The organism is Mesorhizobium sp. CNPSo 4688, assembly GCF_057784295.1.
This window is the reverse complement of record NZ_JBWLUY010000003.1, coordinates 376125-398495: the sequence shown is the minus strand read 5'-3', so window position 1 is coordinate 398495 and position 22371 is coordinate 376125. Positions and strand designations below refer to the sequence as shown.

At 64.7% G+C, this 22371-nt stretch carries 19 protein-coding genes; 10 read left to right on the top strand and 9 right to left on the bottom strand.

Annotated elements, in window-relative coordinates; translation table 11 throughout:
• Nucleotides 1-164: 164 nt before the first annotated feature.
• Nucleotides 165-2186, top strand: coding sequence for a hydantoinase/oxoprolinase N-terminal domain-containing protein (locus AC04SH_RS07590; RefSeq protein ID WP_488574540.1), 2022 nt, complete (start codon nt 165-167; stop codon nt 2184-2186).
• Nucleotides 2187-2442: 256 nt separating this feature from the next.
• A complete protein-coding gene (locus AC04SH_RS07585; RefSeq protein WP_488574539.1) occupies nt 2443-4608 on the top strand; it encodes a malate synthase G in 2166 nt (721 codons plus the stop codon).
• Between the two features lie 35 nt (nt 4609-4643).
• On the opposite strand, the gene AC04SH_RS07580 is transcribed toward AC04SH_RS07585, so the two are convergent.
• Nucleotides 4644-6176 carry a YifB family Mg chelatase-like AAA ATPase gene (locus AC04SH_RS07580; RefSeq protein ID WP_488574538.1) on the bottom strand — a complete coding sequence of 511 codons (1533 nt, stop codon included), beginning with the start codon at nt 6174-6176 and terminating at the stop codon, nt 4644-4646.
• A gap of 290 nt (nt 6177-6466) precedes the next feature.
• On the opposite strand from AC04SH_RS07580, the gene AC04SH_RS07575 reads away from it, so the two are divergent.
• Nucleotides 6467-7972: an Ig-like domain-containing protein gene (locus AC04SH_RS07575; protein WP_488574537.1), complete on the top strand. Its 1506-nt coding sequence runs from the start codon at nt 6467-6469 to the stop codon at nt 7970-7972.
• Between the two features lie 106 nt (nt 7973-8078).
• Here the strand turns inward: AC04SH_RS07575 and gshB are convergent, their stop codons facing one another.
• The 3 genes from gshB to AC04SH_RS07560 all read right to left on the bottom strand — a co-directional run bounded on the left by gshB (nt 8079) and on the right by AC04SH_RS07560 (nt 10484).
• Nucleotides 8079-9020, bottom strand: coding sequence for a glutathione synthase (gshB, locus tag AC04SH_RS07570; protein ID WP_488574536.1), 942 nt, complete (start codon nt 9018-9020; stop codon nt 8079-8081).
• A gap of 80 nt (nt 9021-9100) precedes the next feature.
• A complete protein-coding gene (locus tag AC04SH_RS07565) occupies nt 9101-9475 on the bottom strand; it encodes a GtrA family protein (RefSeq protein ID WP_488574535.1) in 375 nt (124 codons plus the stop codon).
• A gap of 4 nt (nt 9476-9479) precedes the next feature.
• Nucleotides 9480-10484, bottom strand: a complete 1005-nt coding sequence (locus AC04SH_RS07560; RefSeq protein WP_488574534.1) for a glycosyltransferase — start codon at nt 10482-10484, stop codon at nt 9480-9482.
• 130 nt (nt 10485-10614) lie between these two features.
• On the opposite strand from AC04SH_RS07560, the gene AC04SH_RS07555 reads away from it, so the two are divergent.
• The 7 genes from AC04SH_RS07555 to AC04SH_RS07525 all read left to right on the top strand — a co-directional run bounded on the left by AC04SH_RS07555 (nt 10615) and on the right by AC04SH_RS07525 (nt 18422).
• On the top strand, nt 10615-12402 hold the full coding sequence (locus AC04SH_RS07555; protein WP_488574533.1) for a GtrA family protein: 1788 nt from the start codon (nt 10615-10617) through the stop codon (nt 12400-12402).
• A 100-nt stretch (nt 12403-12502) separates the two neighbouring features.
• The gene (locus AC04SH_RS07550; protein WP_181059875.1) at nt 12503-13852 is read left to right on the top strand and encodes a putative bifunctional diguanylate cyclase/phosphodiesterase; all 1350 of its coding nucleotides are present in this window, start codon (nt 12503-12505) and stop codon (nt 13850-13852) included.
• Nucleotides 13853-13998: 146 nt separating this feature from the next.
• Complete coding sequence (locus AC04SH_RS07545; RefSeq protein ID WP_352557803.1) at nt 13999-14766, top strand: SDR family NAD(P)-dependent oxidoreductase; 768 nt, start codon at nt 13999-14001, stop codon at nt 14764-14766.
• Between the two features lie 68 nt (nt 14767-14834).
• The gene (locus AC04SH_RS07540; protein WP_488574636.1) at nt 14835-15722 is read left to right on the top strand and encodes a 2-dehydro-3-deoxygalactonokinase; all 888 of its coding nucleotides are present in this window, start codon (nt 14835-14837) and stop codon (nt 15720-15722) included.
• A gap of 4 nt (nt 15723-15726) precedes the next feature.
• Nucleotides 15727-16368, top strand: coding sequence for a 2-dehydro-3-deoxy-6-phosphogalactonate aldolase (locus AC04SH_RS07535; RefSeq protein WP_488574532.1), 642 nt, complete (start codon nt 15727-15729; stop codon nt 16366-16368).
• On the top strand, nt 16368-17243 hold the full coding sequence (locus AC04SH_RS07530) for an SMP-30/gluconolactonase/LRE family protein (protein WP_488574531.1): 876 nt from the start codon (nt 16368-16370) through the stop codon (nt 17241-17243). The genes AC04SH_RS07535 and AC04SH_RS07530 overlap by 1 nt, the downstream gene beginning before the upstream one ends.
• 120 nt (nt 17244-17363) lie before the next feature.
• Nucleotides 17364-18422, top strand: coding sequence for a D-alanine--D-alanine ligase family protein (locus AC04SH_RS07525; protein WP_488574530.1), 1059 nt, complete (start codon nt 17364-17366; stop codon nt 18420-18422).
• Between the two features lie 97 nt (nt 18423-18519).
• On the opposite strand, the gene AC04SH_RS07520 is transcribed toward AC04SH_RS07525, so the two are convergent.
• The 5 genes from AC04SH_RS07520 to dnaJ form a co-directional block, all read right to left on the bottom strand.
• Nucleotides 18520-18807: a DUF1330 domain-containing protein gene (locus tag AC04SH_RS07520; protein ID WP_112559048.1), complete on the bottom strand. Its 288-nt coding sequence runs from the start codon at nt 18805-18807 to the stop codon at nt 18520-18522.
• A 25-nt stretch (nt 18808-18832) separates the two neighbouring features.
• The gene (gene pyrF / locus AC04SH_RS07515; RefSeq protein ID WP_477232247.1) at nt 18833-19549 is read right to left on the bottom strand and encodes an orotidine-5'-phosphate decarboxylase; all 717 of its coding nucleotides are present in this window, start codon (nt 19547-19549) and stop codon (nt 18833-18835) included.
• Nucleotides 19546-20136 (bottom strand): NADPH-dependent FMN reductase, encoded by a 591-nt coding sequence (locus tag AC04SH_RS07510; protein WP_488574529.1) that lies wholly within the window; start codon nt 20134-20136, stop codon nt 19546-19548. Before AC04SH_RS07510 ends, pyrF begins: the two co-directional genes overlap by 4 nt.
• A gap of 45 nt (nt 20137-20181) precedes the next feature.
• Complete coding sequence (gene pmtA / locus AC04SH_RS07505) at nt 20182-20787, bottom strand: phospholipid N-methyltransferase PmtA (RefSeq protein WP_488574528.1); 606 nt, start codon at nt 20785-20787, stop codon at nt 20182-20184.
• A gap of 139 nt (nt 20788-20926) precedes the next feature.
• On the bottom strand, nt 20927-22057 hold the full coding sequence (gene dnaJ, locus AC04SH_RS07500) for a molecular chaperone DnaJ (protein ID WP_488574527.1): 1131 nt from the start codon (nt 22055-22057) through the stop codon (nt 20927-20929).
• Between the last annotated feature and the right edge of the window lie 314 nt (nt 22058-22371).

The window sequence follows — 22371 nt, the reverse complement described above, 5'->3', positions numbered from 1 at the left end:
GTGCACGCAAAGGCAGGCCGCGCACCAATGAAAAAATGTGACCGTTACAAAGTTTGGCGGGCATGAGCGGCGAGGAGGAGGGTCAAACTGGCCCACCTCTCCCGCCTTTATCCGCGAGGCCGTATCGGCTAAGGGCGGGGGAACAGAATTCCGGACCGCCAGAAATGACCACCAAGCCCAAACCCCTGTTCCTCGGCATCGACACCGGCGGCACCTATACCGATGCCGTGCTGTGGTCGGAACAGGGGGGTCCTAAAGGCAAGGTGCTGGCCAAGGCCAAGGCGCTGACCACGCGGCACGACCTTGCCGTCGGCATTTCCGGTGCGGTCGACGCGGTGCTGGAGAAATCCGCCACCGACCCGGCCTCGATCAAACTCGTGTCGATGTCGACGACGCTTGCCACCAACGCGTTGGTCGAGGGGCAGGGCGGTCGCGTTGCGCTGATCATGATCGGCTTTACCGAAGCCGACCTCGCCCGCGACGGGTTGAAGACCGCGCTCGGCACCGACCCGGTGGTGTTTTGTCCGGGCGGCCATGATGTCCACGGCAATGCGGCCAAGCTCGACCTCTCGGGCTTGGAGGCCGCACTCCCCGAACTCGGCGCCTCGGTGTCGGGCTTTGCCGTCTGTGCCTATTTCGCCACCCGCAACCCGGCGCATGAACTCGCCGCGCGCGACCTTATCCGCGAAAAGACCGGCCTGCCGGTCACCGCCAGCCACGAATTGTCAGCCAAGCTCGGCGGCCCGCGCCGCGCGCTCACCACTTTGCTCAACGCCCGGCTGATCTCGATGATCGACCGGCTGGTGGCGGCGACCGAAGGCTTTCTCGAAGCGCGCAAGATCGCAGCGCCCCTGATGGTGGTGCGTGGCGACGGCGCGCTGGTCTCGGCCGCCTTTGCCCGCCAACGGCCGATCGAAACGATTTTGTCCGGTCCGGCCGCCAGCCTGGTCGGCGCCCGCCACATGACCGGGCTCGACAACGCCATGGTGTCGGACATTGGCGGCACCACAACGGATGTCGCCGTGCTCGACGGCGGACGGCCGCGCCTCGATCCGGAAGGCGCCACGGTCGGTGGTTTCCGCACCATGGTCGAAGCGGTGGCCATGCGCACCTTCGGTCTCGGCGGCGATTCCGAAGTGGCGCTGGAAGATGGCGCGCTCAACCCGAAAATCCTGCTCGGGCCGCGCCGCCTGGTGCCGCTGGCGCTGGCCGGCATGATGCATGGTGTTTCCGTGACATCCGAGCTCGAACGCCAGCTGCGTGCGCCCAATCCCGGCCGCATGGACGGCCGCTTTGCGCTGCGCACCGGCGTACCGGACAGGCTTGCGGCCGGCCTGACCGCGCCTGAAGCCAAACTCTACGAGCAGATCGGCAATGTGCCGCTGGCCATCGACAGGCTGCTGGCCTCGAACGCCCAGAACGCCACGCTGAACCGGCTGGTCTCGCGCGGCCTCGTGCACATCTCCGGCTTTACGCCTTCGGACGCCGCCCATGTGCTGGGCAAGCAGGCCAACTGGGATGCGGCCACCGCCCGGCTCGGCGCCGAACTCTTCGCTCGCAAGCGCGACGGCCGCGGCCAGAACATCGCCGCCTCTCCCGAGGTGATTTCCGAACGCGTTCTGCTGACTCTGACGCGTTGGTCGGCCGAATATATTCTCGAGACCGCCTTTGCCGAGGACGGGCTGGATGGCGCGGCAACCGTCGCCCATGCGCTGGTGCAGCGCGCCGTCGATGCCCATCCCGGCATCGCCAGGCTCTCGGTCGCGCTCGATCGCCCGGTCATCGGTCTTGGCGCCTCGGCGCCGCTGCACTATGCCGGCCTGGCCGAGCTGGTCGGCAATGAATGCGTGGTGCCGGAAGACACCGACGTCGCCAACGCCCTCGGCGCCGTCGTTGGCCAGGTCCGCGTCTCCGCCGAAGCCCGCGTCAGCCAGCCCAAGGAAGGCCTGTTTCGACTCGCCTCGGGGCAAACGGTGCGCGATTTCACCGACGAAGCCAAGGCGATCGCGGCGGCGGAAGCCGATGTGCGGGCGATCGTTGCGGAGCGCGCGAAAGACGCCGGTACCGATAATGCAGAGATCGAAGTGGCGACGGAATTCCGCGTCTCCACGGTCGAGGCTCAGCGCATGTTCATCGAAGCGCATGTGGTGGCGGTGGCGTCGGGAAGGCCGAGGATTGCGGTTTAGCGCGGGTAATCTCCCCCCTTGAGGGGGAGATGTCGCCGTAGGCGACAGAGGGGGTTCTAGCGCGTGGGGCGCTAACCTCCATCTGTCGCAGGAGGGCGAGCCCGGTCGCACCGACCCCCTCTGGCCGCTTCGCGGCCATCTCCCCCTCAAGGGGGGAGATTTGGCGGCGATTCCCGCCGCCTTCACCCTAAGCTGAATTGACCCTTCACCCCTGACATGCCAAAGGCCGCAAAGCCTTTCATCTGGAGAAGCCCTGATGACCGATCGCGTCGAGATCGCCGGATTGCGGATTGCCCGCGAATTGCACGACTTCGTAGGCAACGAAGCGCTGCCGGGCACCGGTATTGCGGCCGACGCCTTCTGGAACGGTTTTTCGGCCATCGTGCACGATCTGGCGCCGAAGAACCGGGCGCTGCTGGCCAAACGCGACGCCATGCAGGAGCAGATCGACGCCTGGTATCGCGCCAATGGCGCGCCCATCGATATGGAGGCCTACAAGAATTTCCTCAAGGAGATCGGCTATCTCATACCGGAAGGCCCAGCCTTCAGCGTCTCGACCGACAATGTCGACCCGGAGATCGCCATCGTCGCGGGGCCGCAGCTGGTGGTGCCGGTGATGAATGCGCGCTATGCGCTCAATGCCGCCAATGCCCGCTGGGGGTCGCTCTACGATGCGCTCTACGGCACCGATGCCATCCCCGAGACCGGCGGCGCCGAGAAGGGCAAAAGCTTCAACCCTGTGCGTGGCGCCAAGGTGGTGGCCTGGGCAAAACGCTTCCTCGACGAGTCCGTGCCGCTCACCTCCGGCAAATGGGCAGGCGTGAACGGGCTTACAGTCCAGGGCAGCATCTTGCGGCTCAGCGCCGGCGCCGGCGGCACCACGCTGGCCAACCCGAAACAGTTTGCCGGCTATCGTGGCGACCCGGCCAACCCTGAAGCCATTTTGCTCACCCAGAACGGCCTGCACATCGAAATCTTGATCGACCGCGCCAACCAAATCGGCCGCACCGATCCGGCCGGCATTGCCGACGTCATCCTGGAATCGGCGCTGACCACCATCCAGGACTGCGAGGATTCCGTCGCGGCCGTGGATGCTGAAGACAAGGTCGTGGTCTACCGCAACTGGCTCGGCCTGATGAAGGGCGACCTGGCGGAGGAAATCAGCAAGGGCGGCAAGAGCTTCGTGCGCAAGCTCAACCCGGACCGCGCCTGGACGGCGCCCAATGGCGGCGCACTAACCTTGCCCGGCCGCTCGCTGATGCTGGTGAGAAACGTCGGCCACCTGATGACCAATCCAGCCATTCTCGACCGCGACGGCCATGAGGTGCCGGAAGGCATCATGGATGCCGCAATGACCGCGCTGATCGCGCTGCACGATGTCGGCGCCAACGGGCGGCGGATGAATTCCCGCGCCGGCTCGATGTATGTGGTGAAGCCGAAGATGCACGGACCGGAGGAAGTCGCCTTCGCCGTCGAGATTTTCGACCGCGTCGAAGCGCTGCTCGGCATGGCCAAAAACACCATCAAGATGGGCATCATGGACGAGGAGCGGCGCACCACCGTCAACCTGAAGGAGGCGATCCGCGCGGCCAGGGAGCGCGTCGTGTTCATCAACACCGGCTTCCTCGACCGCACCGGCGACGAGATCCACACCTCGATGGAGGCCGGGCCGATGATCCGCAAGGGCGACATGAAGCAGGCCGCCTGGATTTCCGCCTATGAGGCCTGGAATGTCGATACGGGCTTGGAATGCGGTCTGGCCGGCCACGCCCAGATCGGCAAGGGCATGTGGGCGATGCCCGATCTGATGGCGGCGATGCTAGAACAGAAGATCGCCCATCCCAAGGCCGGCGCCAACACCGCCTGGGTGCCGTCGCCGACCGCTGCCACGCTGCACGCTACCCATTACCACAAGGTCGATGTCCATGCCGTCCAGGCTGCGCTGAAGAGCCGGCCCAAGGCGAAGCTCGACGACATATTGTCGGTGCCGGTGGCGGTGCGTCCGAACTGGACGCCGGATGAAATCCAGCGCGAGCTCGACAACAATGCGCAAGGCATTCTGGGTTATGTCGTGCGCTGGATCGACCAGGGCGTCGGCTGCTCCAAGGTGCCGGATATCAACGATGTCGGCCTGATGGAAGACCGCGCCACGCTACGCATCTCCTCGCAGCACATCGCCAACTGGCTGCATCACAAGGTCTGCTCGCAGATTCAGGTGATGGATTCGCTGCGCCGCATGGCGGCCATCGTCGATTTGCAAAATGTCGGCGATCCCCTCTACCGGCCGATGGCCGCCGACTTCGACGGTTCTATCGCCTTCCAGGCCGCCTGCGACCTGGTGTTCAAGGGCCGCGAACAGCCGAATGGATATACCGAGCCGGTGCTGCACGCGCGGCGGCTGGAGCTGAAGGGGAAGGCTTGAGCGCCAGCGTCCCCCTCCCCTCAAGAGGGAGGGATCTACGCCGCCTGCGCCACCCGCTCCGACATCATGCGATAGGAAATCGCCTCGGCCAGGTGGATGCGGCCGACGGTCTCGCTGGCGTCGAGGTCGGCCAGCGTGCGCGCCACTTTCAGCACGCGGTGATAGGCGCGCGCGGAAAAGCCGAGCTTTTCGCTGGCGTCTCTCAGCAGCGAGAGGCCGGCTGCATCCGGCACGGCGATGTCTTCGATGATCGAGGGCGAGCAATGCGCATTGGTCGTCGCGCTGGTGACGCCGAGCCGTTCGAAGCGCTCGCGCTGGATGGTGCGCGCACGGGCCACGCGCTGGGCTACGGCGGCGCTCTTTTCCGCCCGATCCGGCCGGATCAGATCGGCGGCCGAGACCGCCGGCACCTCGATCCTGAGGTCGATGCGGTCGAGCAGTGGGCCGGAAATGCGCGCCTGGTAGTCGGTGCGGCAGCGCTCGCCGCGCAGGCAGCGATAGCCCGGTTCGCCGGCCATGCCGCAGCGGCACGGGTTCATCGCCGCCACCAGCTGGATGCGCGCCGGATAGGTGACGCGGTGGTTGGCGCGCGCGATCATGCAGTCGCCGGTCTCCAGCGGCTGGCGCAGCGCATCCAGCGTCTGCGGTGAAAATTCGGGAAATTCGTCGAGGAACAGCACGCCGTGATGGGCAAGCGAGACCTCTCCCGGCCGCACCCGCAAGCCGCCGCCAACCATCGCCGCCATCGAGGCCGAATGGTGCGGAGCGCGGAACGGCCGCCGGTCGGTGAGCTTGCCTTCGCCGAGCTCGCCCGCCACCGAGGCGATCATCGAGACTTCCAAGAGTTCCTTCGGCGCCAGCGGCGGCAGGATCGACGGCAGCCTTTGCGCCAGCATCGATTTTCCCGAGCCTGGCGGGCCGACCATCAGCAGATTGTGGCCGCCGGCGGCCGCCACTTCCAGCGCCCGCTTGGCGCTCTCCTGGCCCTTGATGTCGCAGAGGTCGGGCAGGTCGCGCGCCGAGACATGGATGCCGGGCTCGGGCCGCGACAGCACCTGCGTGCCGCGAAAATGATTGGCAATCGCAATCAGGCTGCGCGGCGCCAATATGTCGAAATCCTTGCCGGCCCATGCTGCTTCCGGCCCACAGCCGAACGGGCAGATCAGCCCCTTTCCCTCGGCATTGGCGCCGATCGCCGCCGGCAGCGCGCCGGCCACCGCGGCAATGGTGCCGTCGAGCGACAATTCGCCGAGCACGACATAGGAGGCCAGCATGTCGCCCGGAATGGCGCCGAGTGCGGCCATCAGGCCGAGCGCGATCGGCAGGTCGTAATGGCTGCCTTCCTTGGGCAGATCGGCCGGGGCTAGATTGATCGTGACCTTTTTCGACGGCATCGACAGGCCCGACGCATGCAGTGCCGCCTGCACCCGCTCGCGGCTCTCGGCCACCGCCTTGTCGGGCAGGCCGACAATGTGCATGCCGACCTTGCCCGGCGCGATCATCACCTGGACATCGACCGGCACGGCTTCAATGCCCTGGAAAGCAACCGTGCGAACCCGCGCCACCATTTGTTCAAGCCCCCGGATACCGGTTCGCTCGGGTCTTTCTGATCAGACTGCGAGCGATGTCGGCCCAAGACAACCATAGATTTCAGCCCAAGGCAAGAACATTACAGGAACATGCAAGTGTCGCCGTACTTCCGGCACCATACGATGCCGACGCCTGCCTTCGCCCGAGACAGAATTAACCACAAAGGCGCGTCGCGGTTGGGTGTCACCGATCCGACTCGCATACTATGGTATGGTTGGGATCGGGGGACATCCGCAGCGCGTCCAGGCGCCAAAGCGAGGAAAACAGGATGCCGACCTTAAGCAATGGCAGTCAGCTCACCGTATGGGAAGAACCCGACTATCCCAATCCAAGCCCAGACGCGGTGCTTTTCAGCATCACGGAACCCGATGGCGACGTGATCGGGCCGATAGGGGCAAAGCCCGATTTCCCGTTCGGCGGCATTGACGTGGCTTCGGTCGATGTCTTCGACGGCTTCTTCACCATCACCAGCTTCACCAACGAAGGCAGGACCGAGACCTGGACGTCGGTCGAAACGCAGGTCTTCGACAATGACGGCAATCTTCTCCGCACTTTGTCCGACCAGGCAGCCTACCTGTCGGCCCGGATCGTCTCGGTCAACGCCGACAGCCCCAACACCATCACCGTCACCTGGATCGGGGCGAACGAGTATTTCGGCGGCGAAAACACCCAATACGGCCAGCACCAGATCATCCTGGAGGGAGGCACGCTGCAGCCCGACACGTTCGTCAATCATGCGCCCACGGTTGCCAATCTGAATGTGTCGGTTTCGCAGGGGGAATTTCTCGACGACATCAAATTCAGCGCCGCCGATGCCGACTATGATCTCCTGAGCTTTGTCGTCGTCGATGGGCCGGACCACGGCACCTTTGAGCAAAGCACGCGTTTCGACGGCAACCACTATCCGTTTCACCAGGGTCACTATGGCAACAGCCTGCACTATCATGCCGACTTTCTGAACGGCAATCTGTTCGACTACACACCCGAGGCGGGCTTCGTCGGCACTGACAGCTTCACGGTTTACGCCACGGACGGCCAGGGCAACAGCAATCTGGCGACGATTACGATCACGGTTGCTCCACCGGCCGAATCCATCGCGCTGACCGACGCCGCGAACACAGTGAACTATGGAGCCCATGATCGTGCCGCGCTCGTCACCGCGCTAGGCGGCAGCGACCGTGTCATCGGCACGTCGTTCAACGATACGCTCGATGGCGGCGCCGGCAACGACCAGCTGTTCGGCGGCACCGGGGCCGACACCCTCATCGGTGGCGCGGGCACGGATTGGCTGAAGGGCGGCGCCGGCAATGATGTCATAAGCGGCGGCGCGGGCACGGACGGCATCCGTGGCGATGAGGGCGACGATGCCCTTGATGGCGGCGCCGGCTCCGACGACCTGCGTGGCGGTGCTGGCGATGACATCCTCAATGGCGGTGCCGGCGGCGACCGGCTGGCCGGCGGCGAGGGCAGGGACGTCTTCGTGTTCGACTCCCTTGGACCGGCGAACTGCGACAGGATCGAAGACTTCGATGCGCAGGATGATATGATCCGCCTGGACAGCTCCGTGTTTGTCGGGCTGCAGGCCGGCCCGCTTTTCGCGGCAGTCTTCGCGATAGGTGACAAAGCCGTCGATGACAGCGACCACATCCTTTACAACGACGTGACTGGCGACCTGCTGTTCGATGTGGACGGGGTTGGCGGCGCGGCGGCTGTCAAGTTTGCCGCCGTCGACCCGGGCACCTGGGTCACCGCGGACGATTTCCTGGTGTTCTAGGGCGTTTCACCGTTTCACGGAAACGGCGAACCGCTCTATCTCTTTGTTTTTACATGAATGCTCAGGAAAAGCGCTGCGCGCTTTTCCCCCTTTCCGGGCATTGCAGCTAGTGCCGCTTGCCTTCCACCGCGTCCCAGAACAGGCTCGCAATGTCGGCGCCGCCAAAACGTTGCACTTCGCGCACGCCGGTCGGCGAGGTCACGTTGATCTCGGTCATGTAGTCGCCGATCACGTCGATGCCGACGAGGATGAAGCCGCGCTCTTTCAGCGACGGTCCGATGCGGGCGCAGATCTCGCGCTCGCGCTCCGTCAGCTCGGCCTTTTCGGCGCGGCCGCCGACATGCATGTTGGAGCGTGAATCATGGTCGGCCGGCACACGGTTGATGGCGCCGACTGCCTCGCCGTCGACCAGGATGATGCGCTTGTCGCCTTTGCGCACATCCTTCAGATAGCGCTGCACGATATAGGGCTCGCGCGACAGCTGGGCGAACATCTCGAGCAGCGAGGCGAGGTTGCGGTCGTCCTCCCTGAGATGGAAGATGCCTGCGCCGCCATTGCCGTAGAGCGGCTTGACGATGATGTCGCCGAATTCCTTGCGGAAGGCGGCGACTTCCTGGGGATCCTTGGTGATCAACGTTTCCGGCATCAAATCCGGAAATTCGGTGACGAAGATTTTTTCCGGGCTGTTGCGCACCCAGGCGGGGTCGTTGACGACCAAAGTCTTCGGGTGGATGCGCTCCAGAATGTGCGTGGTGGTGATGTAGTTCATGTCGAAGGGCGGATCCTGGCGCAGCAGGATCACGTCCATCTCCGACAGGTCGGTGCGCACCTTGTCGCCCAGCGTGTAGTGATTGCCCTTCTCGTCGCGGAGCTTCATCTCCTCGATGCGGGCAAACACCTTGCCGCCCAGCATCGACAGCCGGTCGGGCGTGTAGTGGAACAGTTGGTGGCCGCGCCGCTGCGCCTCCAGCGACAGCGCAAACGACGTGTCGCCGGCGATCGAGACAGTGGAGACATGGTCCATCTGGACGGCGATTTTCAGGGGCATCTTCTAGTCTCCAGCGGGCTATGCCGCCGATATACGGAACTCCACGGCTTCTGCCAATCGCGCTTGCTTGGCCCAGACCCTCAGCGGTCGAAGACCAGCCGGGAGTAACCGAGGAAGGACAGCGCCATGGCCACCAGCGAGGCGATCGCAAGTGCCACCAGCGGCGGCATTGCCGGCAGCGCGAACAGGATGGCGCAATAGACGAGATAGTTGACGATGCTGGTGGCGATGCCGACGCCACCATAGCGCGCACCCTCCTGCGTTAGGCCGCGGCTCGACGGCGAAAAGGTCAAATGCCGGTTGATCTGCCAGGTGACGCAGAGCGCAAAGCCGATCGACAGCAAGCGCGCGACGAAGGGGCCGAGCGGCGTTACCGCCAAAAGCAGCCAGAGAGCCGCGGCATCGGCGACGAAGCCGACGGCGCCGGCAAAGACGAAGCGGGCGAGCCTGCCCACGGCCTCAGGCGGCCCGGGGCGTCTTGCCCGGCTCGGCTTTCGGGGTTTCGCTCGTGCGCTCGCGCCGTTCGACCCGGCCCGACGGGACCGAGAGATAAAAAATGCGCTTCTGTTCGGCGCGCCCGCGCGATACCGAATCCAGGATCAGTCCGGTCATCATCGCAAGCATCGACAACAGCAGCAGGCCGACCGACAGCACCCAGGTCGGCATGCGCGGCACGAGGCCGGTCTGGGCGAACTCGATCAGCACCGGCGTCATCAGGGTCAGGCTCGATGCCAGGAAGAAAATGGCGAAGACGCCGAAGAAGCGCAGCGGCTGCGTCTCCTTCATCAGCATGGCGAACATCCAGAGGATCCTGGCGCCGTCGCGATAGGTCGACAGCTTCGACGACGATCCCTCAGGCCGGCGGCCATAGTCGAGCGCGATTTCGCTGACAGGCAGCTTGAGCTGCGAGGCATGCACCGACATTTCGGTCTCGATCTCGAAGCCGCCGGAAACGGCGGGGAAGCTCTTGACGAAACGCCTGGAGAAGGCGCGGTAGCCGGAGAAGATGTCGGTGAAGTCGGTGCCGAACAGCCGCTTGTAGAGGCTGTTGAAGATGCGGTTGCCGAACGCATGGCCGGAACGGCCGGCATCGTCGGCGACGCCGCGCCTGGTGCCCACCACCATGTCGCAGCGCTCGGTCTGAAGGATGTTGATCAGCTGCGGTGCATCTTCCGGCGCATAGGTGCCGTCGCCATCGGCCATCAGATAGATATCGGCATCGATGTCGGCGAACATGCGCCGCACGACATTGCCCTTGCCCTGGCGCGGCTCGCGGATGACGATGGCGCCGGCGGCACGTGCCTTGAGCGCGGTCAAATCCCTGGAATTGTTGTCATAAACATAGATCGCGGCCGACGGCAGCGTCTCGCGAAACCGCCGCACCACCTCGGCGATGGTGAGCTCCTCATTGTAGCAGGGCAGGAGCACGGCAATGGCCGGCTCGTGGCGAACTTCGTGCGGCATTTCCGTCTCCCGATGCCCGGCGGAGCCTCCGGCCGCGCTCAAATGCGGCCTCGCTCAGGCGACTTTACTATTTATTGAAGCTGTTAAGGCTAGGTTTAAGCCGAGCTTCTTTCCGACAAAGGCCGTGATGATGAACGCAGCCAAGGCGGGTGCTTCCTCCTGGAAGTCCGATATGACGCTGGCGCTGCTTGCTATGCTGGTGGCGCTGGCCGTCAATGCCACCACGGGCTTTCGCGAATTGAGCAATGCCGGCGGCGACAATGACAGCCTGCTGCGGCTGGTCGAGGTTCGCGATATGCTGGCCGGCCAGGGCTGGTTCGACCTGCATCAGTACCGGATGGGGCCGGAAGGCGGCTTCGTCATGCACTGGTCGCGGCTGGTCGATGCGCCGCTCGCCGCCATCATCCTCGCCGCTTCGGCGCTGACCGGCAGCATGGCCATGGCCGAGGCGATCGCACAGGTGCTGTGGCCGGCGCTGCTGTTTTTCCTGGCGGTGTTCTTCCTCGCCCGCGCGGCGCGCAGCTTTGCCGGCGCCGGCGCCGTGCTGCCCGCAATCGTCATCGGCGCGGCGGCGCTGCATTTCATCGGCATCTTCTTGCCGGGTGCGCTCGATCATCACAATGTCCAGCTGACGCTGACCCTGGCCAGCCTCAGCCTGCTGCTCGAGGCGCCTACGCACCGCTGGGCGGCGCTGATTTCGGGTCTGTGCGCGGCGCTGACGCTGGCTGTCGGCATGGAAACCGCGCCCTATGTCGCCACCATCGGCGCCTGCATCGCCTTGCTGTTTGTCGTCGATCCCGGCGGCGAGCACCGGATCGCAAGGGACTTCGGTCTCGGCTTTGCCGGGGTTTCGGCGCTCGTCTTCGTCACCACCATCCCGCCATCGGCCTGGGGCCAGGCGCAGTGCGATGCCTTTTCGGCCGTGCAATTCGTGGTGGCGGCAATCGCCGGACTGGGCCTTGCCGTCGTGACGTCGCTCAAGGTGTCCAATGGCACGGCCGGCCGCCGGCTGATCTCGCTCGGCCTGCTCGCGCTTATGCTGGGCGCCGTTGTCGTGGCGCTGTTTCCGCAATGCCTTGCGCCGCCCTACGCAAATCTCGATCCGCGCCTCAAGGAATTGTGGCTCGACCACATCGATGAGGCACAGTCGCTGTTCCATATCGCCGTCAACGAACCGGCCTCGCTGGCGGCGCGCTATGTTACGCCGCTGGTGGCAATCCTGCTGATGGCGCTTCGCCTGCGCGGACCGTGGCGCCGCCAGGACAGCCTCGTTGGCGCCTTGCTGGTTGCCGCCTTCATCGTCAGCGCCTGGCAGGTCCGCGGCTCGACATTCTCGATCACCTTGGCCGTCATACCGCTGTCGGCCTGGATCGCAAGCTGGCGCGAACGGGCGAGCATCAGCCCTTCGCGCAGCGTGTCGCTGCGTATGGCGGCAGTCTGGGTGGTGTCGGTGAATGCCGTCTGGGCCGGCGCTGCCGCCGCCACCTCGAGCGCATTCGAGGCCGACAAGGTCTCCGCCGAGGCCAAGGATGCCGATCCGGCCTGCACGCGCAAGGCCTCCTTCGCGACGCTGGCCGGGCTGCCGGACACCACGGTGCTTGCCATTTCCAATCTCGGCTCGCCCATCCTGGCCTATTCCGGCCACCGTGTCTTTGCCGGCCCCTATCATCGCAACATCGCCGGCGACCTGCTAGCGCTCGATGCCTTCCTCGGATCGGCGGACCAGGCCAAAGCGATCGTGGCGCAGCACCATGTCGGCCTGGTGGCTCTCTGCCGCGGCAGCGCCGAAAGCAAGGTGCTCGCCGCCAAGGCGCCGCAAGGCTTCCTGGCCGGGATGATGCAGGGAAGCGTCCCCGATTGGCTCGAACCGCTGGCCGAAACACGGAGAAACCCGGTCGAACTCTACCGCGTCCGCTAAACCACCATTCGCCAGCGAAAAATCGATTTCGCGATACGGTTCCTAAACGCTTTGCTGCCAGTCTCAGCGTAAATTTCGGACGTCAAAAACAGGGATACCGATGCAAACGACGTTTGGCACCGGGCAGGCAAGCAGGGAAAACACGGATCTGGCGTTCACCGACACGCTGACCGGGCTTGGCAACCATCGCCGCTTCTTCGACAAGGTCGATCGCCTGATCAGCGACCGCGCCGACGATCCCGCGCCGTTCACCGTCGGCATTCTCGACCTCGACGGTTTCAAGCCGATCAACGACCTGTTCGGCCACAAGGCCGGCGACGACATATTGATCCAGGTGGCGATGCGGCTGCGCGCCTCGATGGACAGCCATTCCACCGTCTGCCGCATCGGCGCCGACGAATTCGCCTTCCTCTATCCGATGGTGTTCTCGGAGGAAGCCGCGGCAGAGAAGTCGCGCATGATGATCGAAATCCTGTCGGCGCCTTACGATGTCGGCGAACGCACCGCCAGGCTTTCGGCCTCGGTCGGCTGCTCGCTGTTCTATTCCGGCGACGAAACCACCGAAATCCTCGTCAACAAGGCCGAAACGGCGCTCTACCATGCCAAGCGCTCGGGCCGTGGCCGCGTCGTCGTCTACACACGCGAGATGGAGGAGGCGGCCAAGCGCGTCACCCGCATCGAACAGGCGCTGCGCCGCGCCGTCTCGGCCGGCGAGGTGGAACCGCATTTCCAGCCCATCGTCGATTTGAACACTCGCCGCACCATCGGCTTCGAGACGCTGGCGCGCTGGACCGATCGTGACCTCGGCGTCGTCCCGCCGACCGTGTTCATCCCCATCGCCGAGGAGCGCGGCATCATTGGTCCGCTGTCTCAACTGGTGCTGCGCAAGGCGACCGAAGCGGCGCGCAGCTGGCCGAAGGACCTGTTCCTGTCCTTCAACCTGTCGCCCTCGCAGCTCGTCGACCAGAACACCGGCCTGCACATATTGTCGATCCTCGACCGCACCGGCTTCGATCCGCGCCGGCTCGAGATCGAGATCACCGAAACCGGCCTGATGAACGATCCGGCCTCGGCCGAGAAGATCGTCGAGGACCTGCGCCGGGTCGGCATCCGCGTCTCGCTCGACGATTTCGGCACCGGCCAGTCCTCTCTCGGCCGCTTGCGCGAATTCCACTTCGACAAGCTCAAGATCGACCGCGCCTTCGTCTCCTCCATCCTCGACGACCGTCCGTCGGAACACATCATCCGCGCCATTCTCGCCATGTGCGAAGGGCTCGGCATGGATGTCGTGGCCGAAGGCATAGAGGAGGAGGCGCAGGCCGACCGCCTCGTCCAGTTCGGCTGCGCCGGCGGCCAGGGCTATCTGTTCGGCAAGCCGGTCGATGCCGACGCCACGCTCGGCTATCTCCGCGATTCCTATCGCGGCGCCCTCTACGCCAAGGCCATCTGATCTCCGGTCTGCCGTGCGCCGAGCGGGTTTTGCCCATCGGCTTGCGTCTTTTTGTCTGACATAAGGCGAACAAATCGCCGGTTTCGCCCTTGCTCCCCGGACTTGGCTGGCTAGGATGCGCGCCGACCGGATCGGAGTAAGAAAATATGATGCCATCGGCGGATTTTGCCGACCTCAGGGGAGCCTCGGTGCTGATCACCGGTGGCGGTTCGGGCATCGGTGCAGCGCTGACCGAGGGTTTTGTTCGCCAGGGCGCCAATGTCGCCTTTATCGACATCGCCGATGGCCCAAGCACGCTGCTTGCCGACCGCGTCGAAAAGGAACTTGGCCGGCGGCCGCTCTACCTCAAGACCGATTTGCGCGATGTCGAGGCGTTGCGCGCCTCTGCTGCCCGGGCGGCAGAAGTGCATGGCGACGTCACCGTGCTGGTCAACAATGCGGCGTGGGACGAGCGCCACGATGTCGCTGAAGTCACCGTCGAGTTCTGGGACAACAATCTCGCCGTCAATCTGCGCCCGCATTTTTTCACCGCGCAGGCGGTGGCGCCGGGCATGAAGCGGGCCGGCGGCGGCTCGATCATCAACTTCACCTCGACCTCCTATCTCATCAACCATCCTGACATGCCGGCCTACACCGCCGCCAAGGCCGGCATCCTCGGTCTCACCAAAGGCCTCGCCGGCAAGCTCGGCGTCGATGGCATCCGCGTCAACGCGATTGCGCCGGGCTGGGTGATCACCGAGCGGCAAAGGGAACTGTGGGTCACCGAACAGGGGCTCGCCGCCCATGTCGCCAAGCAATGCATCAAGCAGGTGATGCAGCCCGACGACATTGTCGGCACCGTGCTGTTCCTGGCTTCCGACGCCTCGCGCATGCTGACGGCGCAAATGCTGATCGTCGACGGAGGTTTCCTGTGAGCCCGGCAAGCCAGGCAGCAGCGGGCAAAGGCCCGGCAGTCGCCGCCGTCGACTGGGGCACGACCCGTATGCGGGTCTGGCTGATCGACGAGGCGGGTGGGGTGCTTGCCGAACGTCGCGGCGATGACGGCCTGATCACCGCGCAGCAAAAGGGTTTTGCCACCATCCTTGAGGGACATCTGGCGGCGCTTGGCGCACCTGACACACTGCCGGTCATCATCTGCGGCATGGCCGGTTCGCGCCAGGGCTGGCTGGAAGCCCCCTACGTCACCGTGCCGACGCCGATCGGAGCCATTCTCGCGGGTGCCGCCCGCATTCCTGGCCTCAGCCGCGACATCCGCATCGTGCCTGGCCTGGCGCAGCGCATGGAAGACGCGCCGGATGTGATGCGCGGTGAGGAAACCCAGCTTGCCGGTGCCGGTTTGCCGGCTAATGGCCGCCATCTTGTCTGCATGCCCGGCACCCATTCGAAATGGGTTCTGGTCGAGGACGGCGCGGTCGATGGCTTCTGCACCTGGCCGACCGGCGAGCTGTTCTCGGTGCTGGCCACTCACTCGATCCTGCGCCATTCGCTGGGCGAGACCCCGAAGCCAGTGACCTCGGACAATCCATTCTTCCAGGACTGGTGCCGTAAGGCGCTGGCCGAGGGCGGCGATGTCACCTCGCGGCTGTTCTCGATCCGCGCCGCCGGGCTGCTGCAGGCCTTGAACGCCGATGACGCCGCCGCGTGCCTGTCCGGCCTGCTGATCGGCGGCGAGATCGCTTCAGCGGGTCGCCGTTATGGCGAAAGCGCCACCGCAATCGTGCTGGTCGCCTCGGGTTCGCTGGCGGCGCTCTACAGGCAGGCGCTCGACCTTGCCGGACTTGCCGTACGGACGGTCGACGCCGACGAGGCGGTGCGAGCCGGCCTGATCGAGGCCGCGCGGGAAAATGGCATGATGCCAGAAATGGAGTGAGCGCGTGATCCAGACCGCACCTTTCCCGAAGCTCAAGCGGGGTCTCGTTGCCATTCTGCGCGGGCTGAAGCCCGGCGAGGCTGTCGCCATCGGCCAGGCGCTGTTTGATGCCGGCATCGAAGCCATCGAAGTGCCGCTCAATTCGCCGGAGCCGTTTATGTCGATCGCCAGCATTGTCGCGGCGCTGCCCAAGACGGCACTGGTCGGCGCCGGCACCGTGCTGACGGCAGGCGACGTCGATGCCTTGGCCAAGGCCGGCGGCAGGCTGCTGGTCAGCCCCAACATCGATGTCGAGGTCATGGCCCGCGCCATGCACCATGGCATGGTGACGATGCCCGGCGTGTTCACGCCCACCGAGGCTTTTCTGGCGATCCGGCTTGGCGCCTCGGCGCTGAAATTCTTCCCGGCAAGCGTGCTCGGCGCTGGCGGCATCTCGGCGATGCGCGCCGTGCTGCCGGCCGATACGGTGGTCGGCGCCGTTGGCGGCGTTTCGGAGAAAGACTTTGCCGGCTACAAGTCGGCTGGGGTAACCGCTTTCGGCCTCGGTTCCAGCCTGTTCAAGCCGGGCATGAGCGTCGACGAGGTGGCCACGCGCGCCCGGGCGGCGGTGACGGCCTGGGATGCGGCGTTCGGCGGAGAGGCATGATGGACAAGGTTTCGGTCTTCTCGGATCATATCTGCGAACTCGGCGAGGGCCCGAGCTACGATCCCGCCACCGATACGCTGTTCTGGTTCGACATCGTCAACGGGCTGTTGCTGGAGCAGGGCGTCACCTCAGGTGTGCTGAAAGTCCATGAGCTCGGCCAGATGGCCAGCGCCATCGCCATCATCGACGACAAGCGCCAGTTGATCGCCACCGAGACCGGCCTGCATGTCCGCGATGTCTCGACCGGGAAGCTGACGCTGCACACGCCGATCGAAGCCGACAATGCGCTGACGCGCTCCAACGATTCGCGCGTCCACCCTTGCGGCGCCTTCTGGGTCGGCACCATGGCCAAAAACGAGGGCAAGGGCGCCGGCTCGATCTACTGGTTCTTCAAAGGCGAGCTGCGTACACTTTACACGGGCATCACCGTGTCGAACTCGATCTGTTTCTCGCAGGATGGGACGATCGCCTACTACACCGACACCGCGACCGGCCTTTTGATGCGCGTCGCGTGCGACCCCGCGACCGGCCTGCCGGTTGGCGAATCGAAAGTGTTCGTCGACCACCGCTCCTCGAAGGGCTATGTCGACGGCTCGGTCGTCGACCGCGACGGCGTGTTGTGGAACGCCGTCTGGGGCGGCAAGGCGGTCAAGGCTTATGCGCCCGACGGCACGCTGCTGCGCGAAATCCCGATGCCGGCGACGCAGTCCTCTTGCCCGGCCTTTGTCGGTTTCAAGGCCGACCGGTTGGCGGTGACCTCGGCCTGGAAGGGCAAGGACGACAAGCAACGCAAGCTCGACCCGCAGGCCGGCATGACCTTCCTGCTCGACATCCCCGTCAACGGCCGCTTCGAGCCGCGCGTGCTGATCGCCTGAGAGGCGCCAGTGCTTCGTTGACGGTTGTCACGCAACCGCCCGGCCCGGTCGGTTTCACGCAAGCCGATGGTGCCTGCCGTGCGATGGTAATAGCCTCTATCGCCGGGAGCCGACCATCCGATGCCGCAAAACACGCCGACCCTGATCCTCGTCCATGAGCCGGAAAAGGCCTGTTTCGACCGGCTGGTCGCCGACGGGTTTCCTGCCGAGCGTGCGCTCGAAATTTCGTCCTATCTGGCGCAGTCGACCGACCTTGCGCCCGAATTCGATGAGCTTGCCGCAGCTTGCGAGCGACGCAGCCTCGCCTTCCTGCCGGTCGAGCTAGACGACGCGGCAGCAGCGCTGGCGAAAGCCGATCCGAAAACGGCGCTGGTCTGGACGCTGACCGACGGCATAGCCTATTTCCGCGGCGCCGCTGCGCCCGCGCTTGCCCGTCTGAACGGGCTCAAAACCGTCGGCGCCGACGATGCGCTGTTCGCGCTCTGCCAGGACAAGTTCCGTTCCGGCGCCGTGCTCGGCGCGCTCGGCCTGCCGGTGCCGCAGGCCGGCCTTGCCCGCGACGGCCGCTGGCTGGCCGAGCCGCCGCCATCAGCCGCCGGCTGGTTCGTCAAGCCGAACCGGCTCGGCTCCAAGGTCGGCATCTGGCCGGATTCGCGCTGCCACGAGCTGCAGCACGCGTTGGAGCTTAGCCGGCGTGTCTATGCCGCCTATCGTGACGATGTCGTCGTCCAGCCCTATGTCACCGGCCGCAATGTGCGCGCCAGTTTTCTCGGCCTCGAGCCGGACACCGGCGCCGAAGCACTCGGCATCGCCTTTGTCGATTCCGGCGGCGATTTCCAGACCATGGCTGACTCGATGGCGCTTTACGGCGACACCGGCGAGGCCGCCAAGGCAGCCGGGCTCTACAGCGAACCGGTGCTGGAGCCGGTCGTCGACGCCCAGCCGGCTGCCGCGGCAACCATCCGTCGTATTGCCGAGCGACTAATGAGCGGGCTTGGCCTGCGCGACGTGTTCTCTATCGATTTCCGGGTCGAGGCCGACGATCACGTCCACCTCATCGAGTTCGAGGTCTGCCCCGGTCTACCCTGCTTCGATTTCCGTGCCTATTGCCGAACACAGTGGGGCATGACACTGACCGATGCGATGGCCGCAACCGCCACTAACCGGTTCAAGCGCTAGAGCAATTCCAGGAAAAGTGTGAGCGGTTTTCGTACGGAATTGCGTCAAAACAAGGAGATAGAGCGGTTCGCCGTTTCCCGTGAAACGGTGAAATGCTCTAGACCCCCTCGACCAGCACGATCTCGCCGTCGGCCACCTTCTGGCGGATGGCGACGGCGCGCTGGTATTCCGGCGAGTGGTAGCAATCATGGGCCACGCTGAGCGATTCGAATTCGATAATGACATTGCGGGCCCGGCCCTGGCCCTCAGCCTTTTCGTGCTCGCCGCCGCGCGCCAGGAATTTCGCGCCAAAGCGGTCGAAGGCGAGCTTCGACGCCGCGACATAGTCCTTGTAGCCTTCAGCATCGCGCACATCGACGCGGGCGATCCAATATCCCTTTGGCATGCTTCTTCTCCTGGTTCGAAAAATGTCAGGCGGCGCGCATCTCTTCCAGTATGGCCTCCGCTGCTGCACGCCTGTCGCTTGCAGCGACGATCGGGCGGCCCACAACAAGATGGCTGGAGCCGTTGCGGATTGCCTGGCCGGGCGTCACCACGCGCTTCTGGTCGCCATGGTCGCTGCCCTTGGGCCGGATGCCGGGCGTCACCACCGCCAGGTCGGGTCCGACGATGCGGCGCACCGCTTCCGCCTCCTCGGCCGAGCAGACGACGCCGCCCATGCCGGCATGCAGCGCCTGTTCGGCTCGCCTCAGCACCAGCGTGTGCGGATCGTATTCATAGCCGGCGTCGATCACGTCCTGCTCGTCCATCGAGGTCAGCACGCTGACCGCCAGCAGGCAGAGATCGCTGCCCTTGGCGGCTTCCACCGCGGCACGCATCGCCTTGGGATAGGCATGGATGGTGAGCATGGTCATGCCCATGCGCACGATGTTCTCGACACCCTTGGCCACCGTGTGGTCGATGTCGAGCAGCTTCATGTCGAGAAAGATCTTGGTGCCGCCGCTGGCCAGCTCCCTGGCGAAGTCTAGCCCGCCGGCGAAGGCCAGTTGATAGCCGATCTTGTAGAAGGAGACGACGCCGTCGAGCGCGCGCACCGCCTCTTCGGCCTCCTTCACCGTCGGCACATCGAGGCCGACGATCAGCCTTTCCTGCATGGATTGGGCATGCATGGTCGGCGCGTGGGTCATGCCCGGGTCGACAGCAAATGCGAGGTTTCGATCAGCGTGCGGCATAGATGCTCCATCGATTTGTTCAGTCTCTCATCCCTGAAATTGCCGTCGGCGTCGAAGGCACTGCCGCCATCGGCTACCGAGCATTCCGGCGTCACCACTTCCATCTGGCAGCGCACCAGCACGGCGCGCAGATGGTTGATGCAGCGTATCCCTGCGAAATGTCCGTTCGAAGACGAGCACAGGCCCGCGACCTTGCCGGCAAACGGCCTGAAATTGCGGCCACTATCCGTGCGCACCCGGCTTACCCAGTCGATCGTGTTCTTGAGCAGTGGCGGGATCGAGCCGTTATATTCGGGCGTCGCAATCAGCAGCCCGTCATGGGCGGCGATCAGCCGGCCGAGCTTCACGGCATTGTCGGGGACGCCTTTTTCCTTTTCGAGATCTTCGTCCAGGATCGGCAGCGGATAGTCGGCCAGCGAGATGCGGGTCACCTCGGCGCCCTGCATGGCCAGCTCCTTCTGCGCCACATCGGCGGTCCTGCCGCTGAAGGCGCCGCTGCGCACCGAGCCGGCAAAGACGAGGATTTTCGGAATCACTGCCATTGGCCAACCTTGTCCCGGGACAGGTACAGCCAAGGATCACTCAAATCAATGCGCCTCGCGGCGGTAGATCCACAGCTGCGTCGGCGGGATGTTGCGGAAGATGAAATCGAAATGCTTGACCGTGTAGTCGCCGCGGCCGGGCGGGATCGGCGACAGCGGCCCGTAGGTCAGCTGTACGATCGGCCGTCCCACCGGGATGCGGTCGAGCAGGCTCTCGATATAGGCGATGCGCTGGGGGACCGGGAAGTTGAGCAGCGGCACGCCCGAGACGACGGAATCGAACACCATGTCCCGCTTGTCGCCGAGCGTCGCATTGAGATTGAAGGCGTCGCCCTCGATGACGTTGACACCGGGATAGAGCTGGCGCAGGTGGCGCACGAACTCGGTGGAGTATTCCACCGCATAGAGATTTTCGGGCTTCACGCCCTGGGCGAGGATGGCGCGGGTGATGACGCCTGTGCCCGGGCCGACTTCAAGCACCGGCAGGCCGGACTTCGGATTGACGATCGAAGCCATCTTGCGGGCGGTGATGGAGCTTGTCGGCACGATCGAGCCGACCGTCTTCGGCTTGTCGATCCAGCCTTTGAAGAATTTGAGCTCGTCGTCGAACTTTTCCGCCAGCGCTTTCCGCAATCCCGGACCACGTGCCATGCAAGTTCTCCTCAACCACCCCCCTGCACGCTACTTAGCAGCTAACAGGTCCAAGGCAAGGCGCGATCTGCCATAAGATGTTGATGACGTTCGGGAAGCGCCCGGGCGCGGTCACCCGCACCGGCTGCATACGAGACACTCAGCGCTCGCTGAAGGATTCGAAAAAGTCCTTCATGCGGGCGAAGAAACCGCTCGACTGGGGCGAGTTTTCCTTTGACGACAGCTGTTCGAACTCTTCCAGCAGCTCCCGCTGGCGCCGCGACAGGTTCTGCGGCGTCTCGACCACGGTCTGGATGTAGAGGTCGCCGACATTGGGCTGGCGCAGCACCGGCATGCCCTTGCCCTTGAGACGGAACTGGCGGCCGTTCTGGGTGCCCTCGGTCACTTTCACCTTGGTCTGGCTGCCGTCCAGCGTGGTTACCTCGAAGGAGCCGCCGAGCGCTGCCGTGGTCATCGAGATCGGCACCTTGCAGTAAAGGTCGGCGCCGTCGCGCTGGAAGAATTCGTGCGGCTTCACCGCCAGGAAAATATAGAGGTCGCCCGAGGGGCCGCTGCGCAAACCGGCCTCGCCCTCGTTGGCAAGCCGGATGCGGGTGCCGTCCTCTATGCCGGCCGGGATGTTGACCGACAGCGAGCGTTCCTCGGTGACGCGGCCCTGGCCGGCGCATTTCGGGCACGGGTCCTTGATCGTCTGGCCGCGGCCCTGGCATTGTGGGCAGGTGCGCTCGATCGAGAAGAAACCCTGCGTTGCCCGCACCTTGCCGTGGCCATGGCACATCGAGCAGGTGACCGGCTGGGTACCGGGCTTGGCGCCGGTCCCGGAACATTCCGTGCATGAGATCGAGGCCGGCACGCGAATCTGCGCGGTCTTGCCGGCAAACGCCTCTTCCAGCGTGATTTCCATATTGTAGCGCAAATCGGCGCCGCGCTCGCGGCCGCCGGACGAGCGGCGCTGGCGCCCGCCCATCATGTCGCCGAAAATGTCTTCGAAAATGTCGGCGAAGCCGCCGGCGCCAAAGCCTTGCGCCCCACCATTCATGCCGCCCTGCTCGAAGGCGGCGTGACCGAAACGATCGTAGGCCGCGCGCTTCTGCGGGTCCTTCAGCGTCTCGTAGGCTTCGTTGATTTCCTTGAATTTGTGCTCGCAGGAATGATCGCCGGGGTTGCGGTCGGGATGGAACTGCATGGCGAGCTTGCGGAAAGCGCTCTTGAGCTCCCTGTCGTCCGCGCCCTTTTGTACGCCCAGCGTTTCGTAGAAATCAGCTTTCATCTTTTCCCGCAGTCCGGATGCTCAACGTCTTGATGCATGTCGCGTCGTTTGCCGGCACGTTGTCTCGATTTAGGAGCGGTGCTGCCCGGATGCTAGGGCCGGCGCGGACTTGTCTGTGTTTTTCGGCTACTTTTTCGGCAGGACCCGCACTTTTTTCAGCGAGGGTTGCAAAAAAGCCCGGCTTTGCGCCGGGCTTCCTACAGCGCCGCGCGTCCTCTCGGACGCGCAAAGGACGCTGTAGCACTTTTGATTGGCGCATGATCCTTTCCAAAATCGATTCCGATTTTGGGGTCATGCGCTTTATCTTGCCGTCA

Excerpts from the sequence above, each read along its gene's own strand:
- AC04SH_RS07560 (WP_488574534.1), bottom strand. The coding sequence starts at position 10,484 with ATGCCGCACGAAGTTCGCCACGAGCCGGCCATTGCCGTGCTCCTGCCC.
- AC04SH_RS07555 (WP_488574533.1), top strand. The coding sequence starts at position 10,615 with ATGAACGCAGCCAAGGCGGGTGCTTCCTCCTGGAAGTCCGATATGACG.
- AC04SH_RS07575 (WP_488574537.1), top strand. The coding sequence starts at position 6,467 with ATGCCGACCTTAAGCAATGGCAGTCAGCTCACCGTATGGGAAGAACCC.
- AC04SH_RS07550 (WP_181059875.1), top strand. The coding sequence starts at position 12,503 with ATGCAAACGACGTTTGGCACCGGGCAGGCAAGCAGGGAAAACACGGAT.
- AC04SH_RS07580 (WP_488574538.1), bottom strand. The coding sequence starts at position 6,176 with ATGGTGGCGCGGGTTCGCACGGTTGCTTTCCAGGGCATTGAAGCCGTG.
- AC04SH_RS07540 (WP_488574636.1), top strand. The coding sequence starts at position 14,835 with ATGCGGGTCTGGCTGATCGACGAGGCGGGTGGGGTGCTTGCCGAACGT.
- AC04SH_RS07585 (WP_488574539.1), top strand. The coding sequence starts at position 2,443 with ATGACCGATCGCGTCGAGATCGCCGGATTGCGGATTGCCCGCGAATTG.
- AC04SH_RS07525 (WP_488574530.1), top strand. The coding sequence starts at position 17,364 with ATGCCGCAAAACACGCCGACCCTGATCCTCGTCCATGAGCCGGAAAAG.
- AC04SH_RS07520 (WP_112559048.1), bottom strand. The coding sequence starts at position 18,807 with ATGCCAAAGGGATATTGGATCGCCCGCGTCGATGTGCGCGATGCTGAA.
- pmtA (WP_488574528.1), bottom strand. The coding sequence starts at position 20,787 with ATGGCACGTGGTCCGGGATTGCGGAAAGCGCTGGCGGAAAAGTTCGAC.
- dnaJ (WP_488574527.1), bottom strand. The coding sequence starts at position 22,057 with ATGAAAGCTGATTTCTACGAAACGCTGGGCGTACAAAAGGGCGCGGAC.
- AC04SH_RS07590 (WP_488574540.1), top strand. The coding sequence starts at position 165 with ATGACCACCAAGCCCAAACCCCTGTTCCTCGGCATCGACACCGGCGGC.
- gshB (WP_488574536.1), bottom strand. The coding sequence starts at position 9,020 with ATGCCCCTGAAAATCGCCGTCCAGATGGACCATGTCTCCACTGTCTCG.
- AC04SH_RS07530 (WP_488574531.1), top strand. The coding sequence starts at position 16,368 with ATGGACAAGGTTTCGGTCTTCTCGGATCATATCTGCGAACTCGGCGAG.
- pyrF (WP_477232247.1), bottom strand. The coding sequence starts at position 19,549 with ATGACCCACGCGCCGACCATGCATGCCCAATCCATGCAGGAAAGGCTG.
- AC04SH_RS07510 (WP_488574529.1), bottom strand. The coding sequence starts at position 20,136 with ATGGCAGTGATTCCGAAAATCCTCGTCTTTGCCGGCTCGGTGCGCAGC.
- AC04SH_RS07545 (WP_352557803.1), top strand. The coding sequence starts at position 13,999 with ATGATGCCATCGGCGGATTTTGCCGACCTCAGGGGAGCCTCGGTGCTG.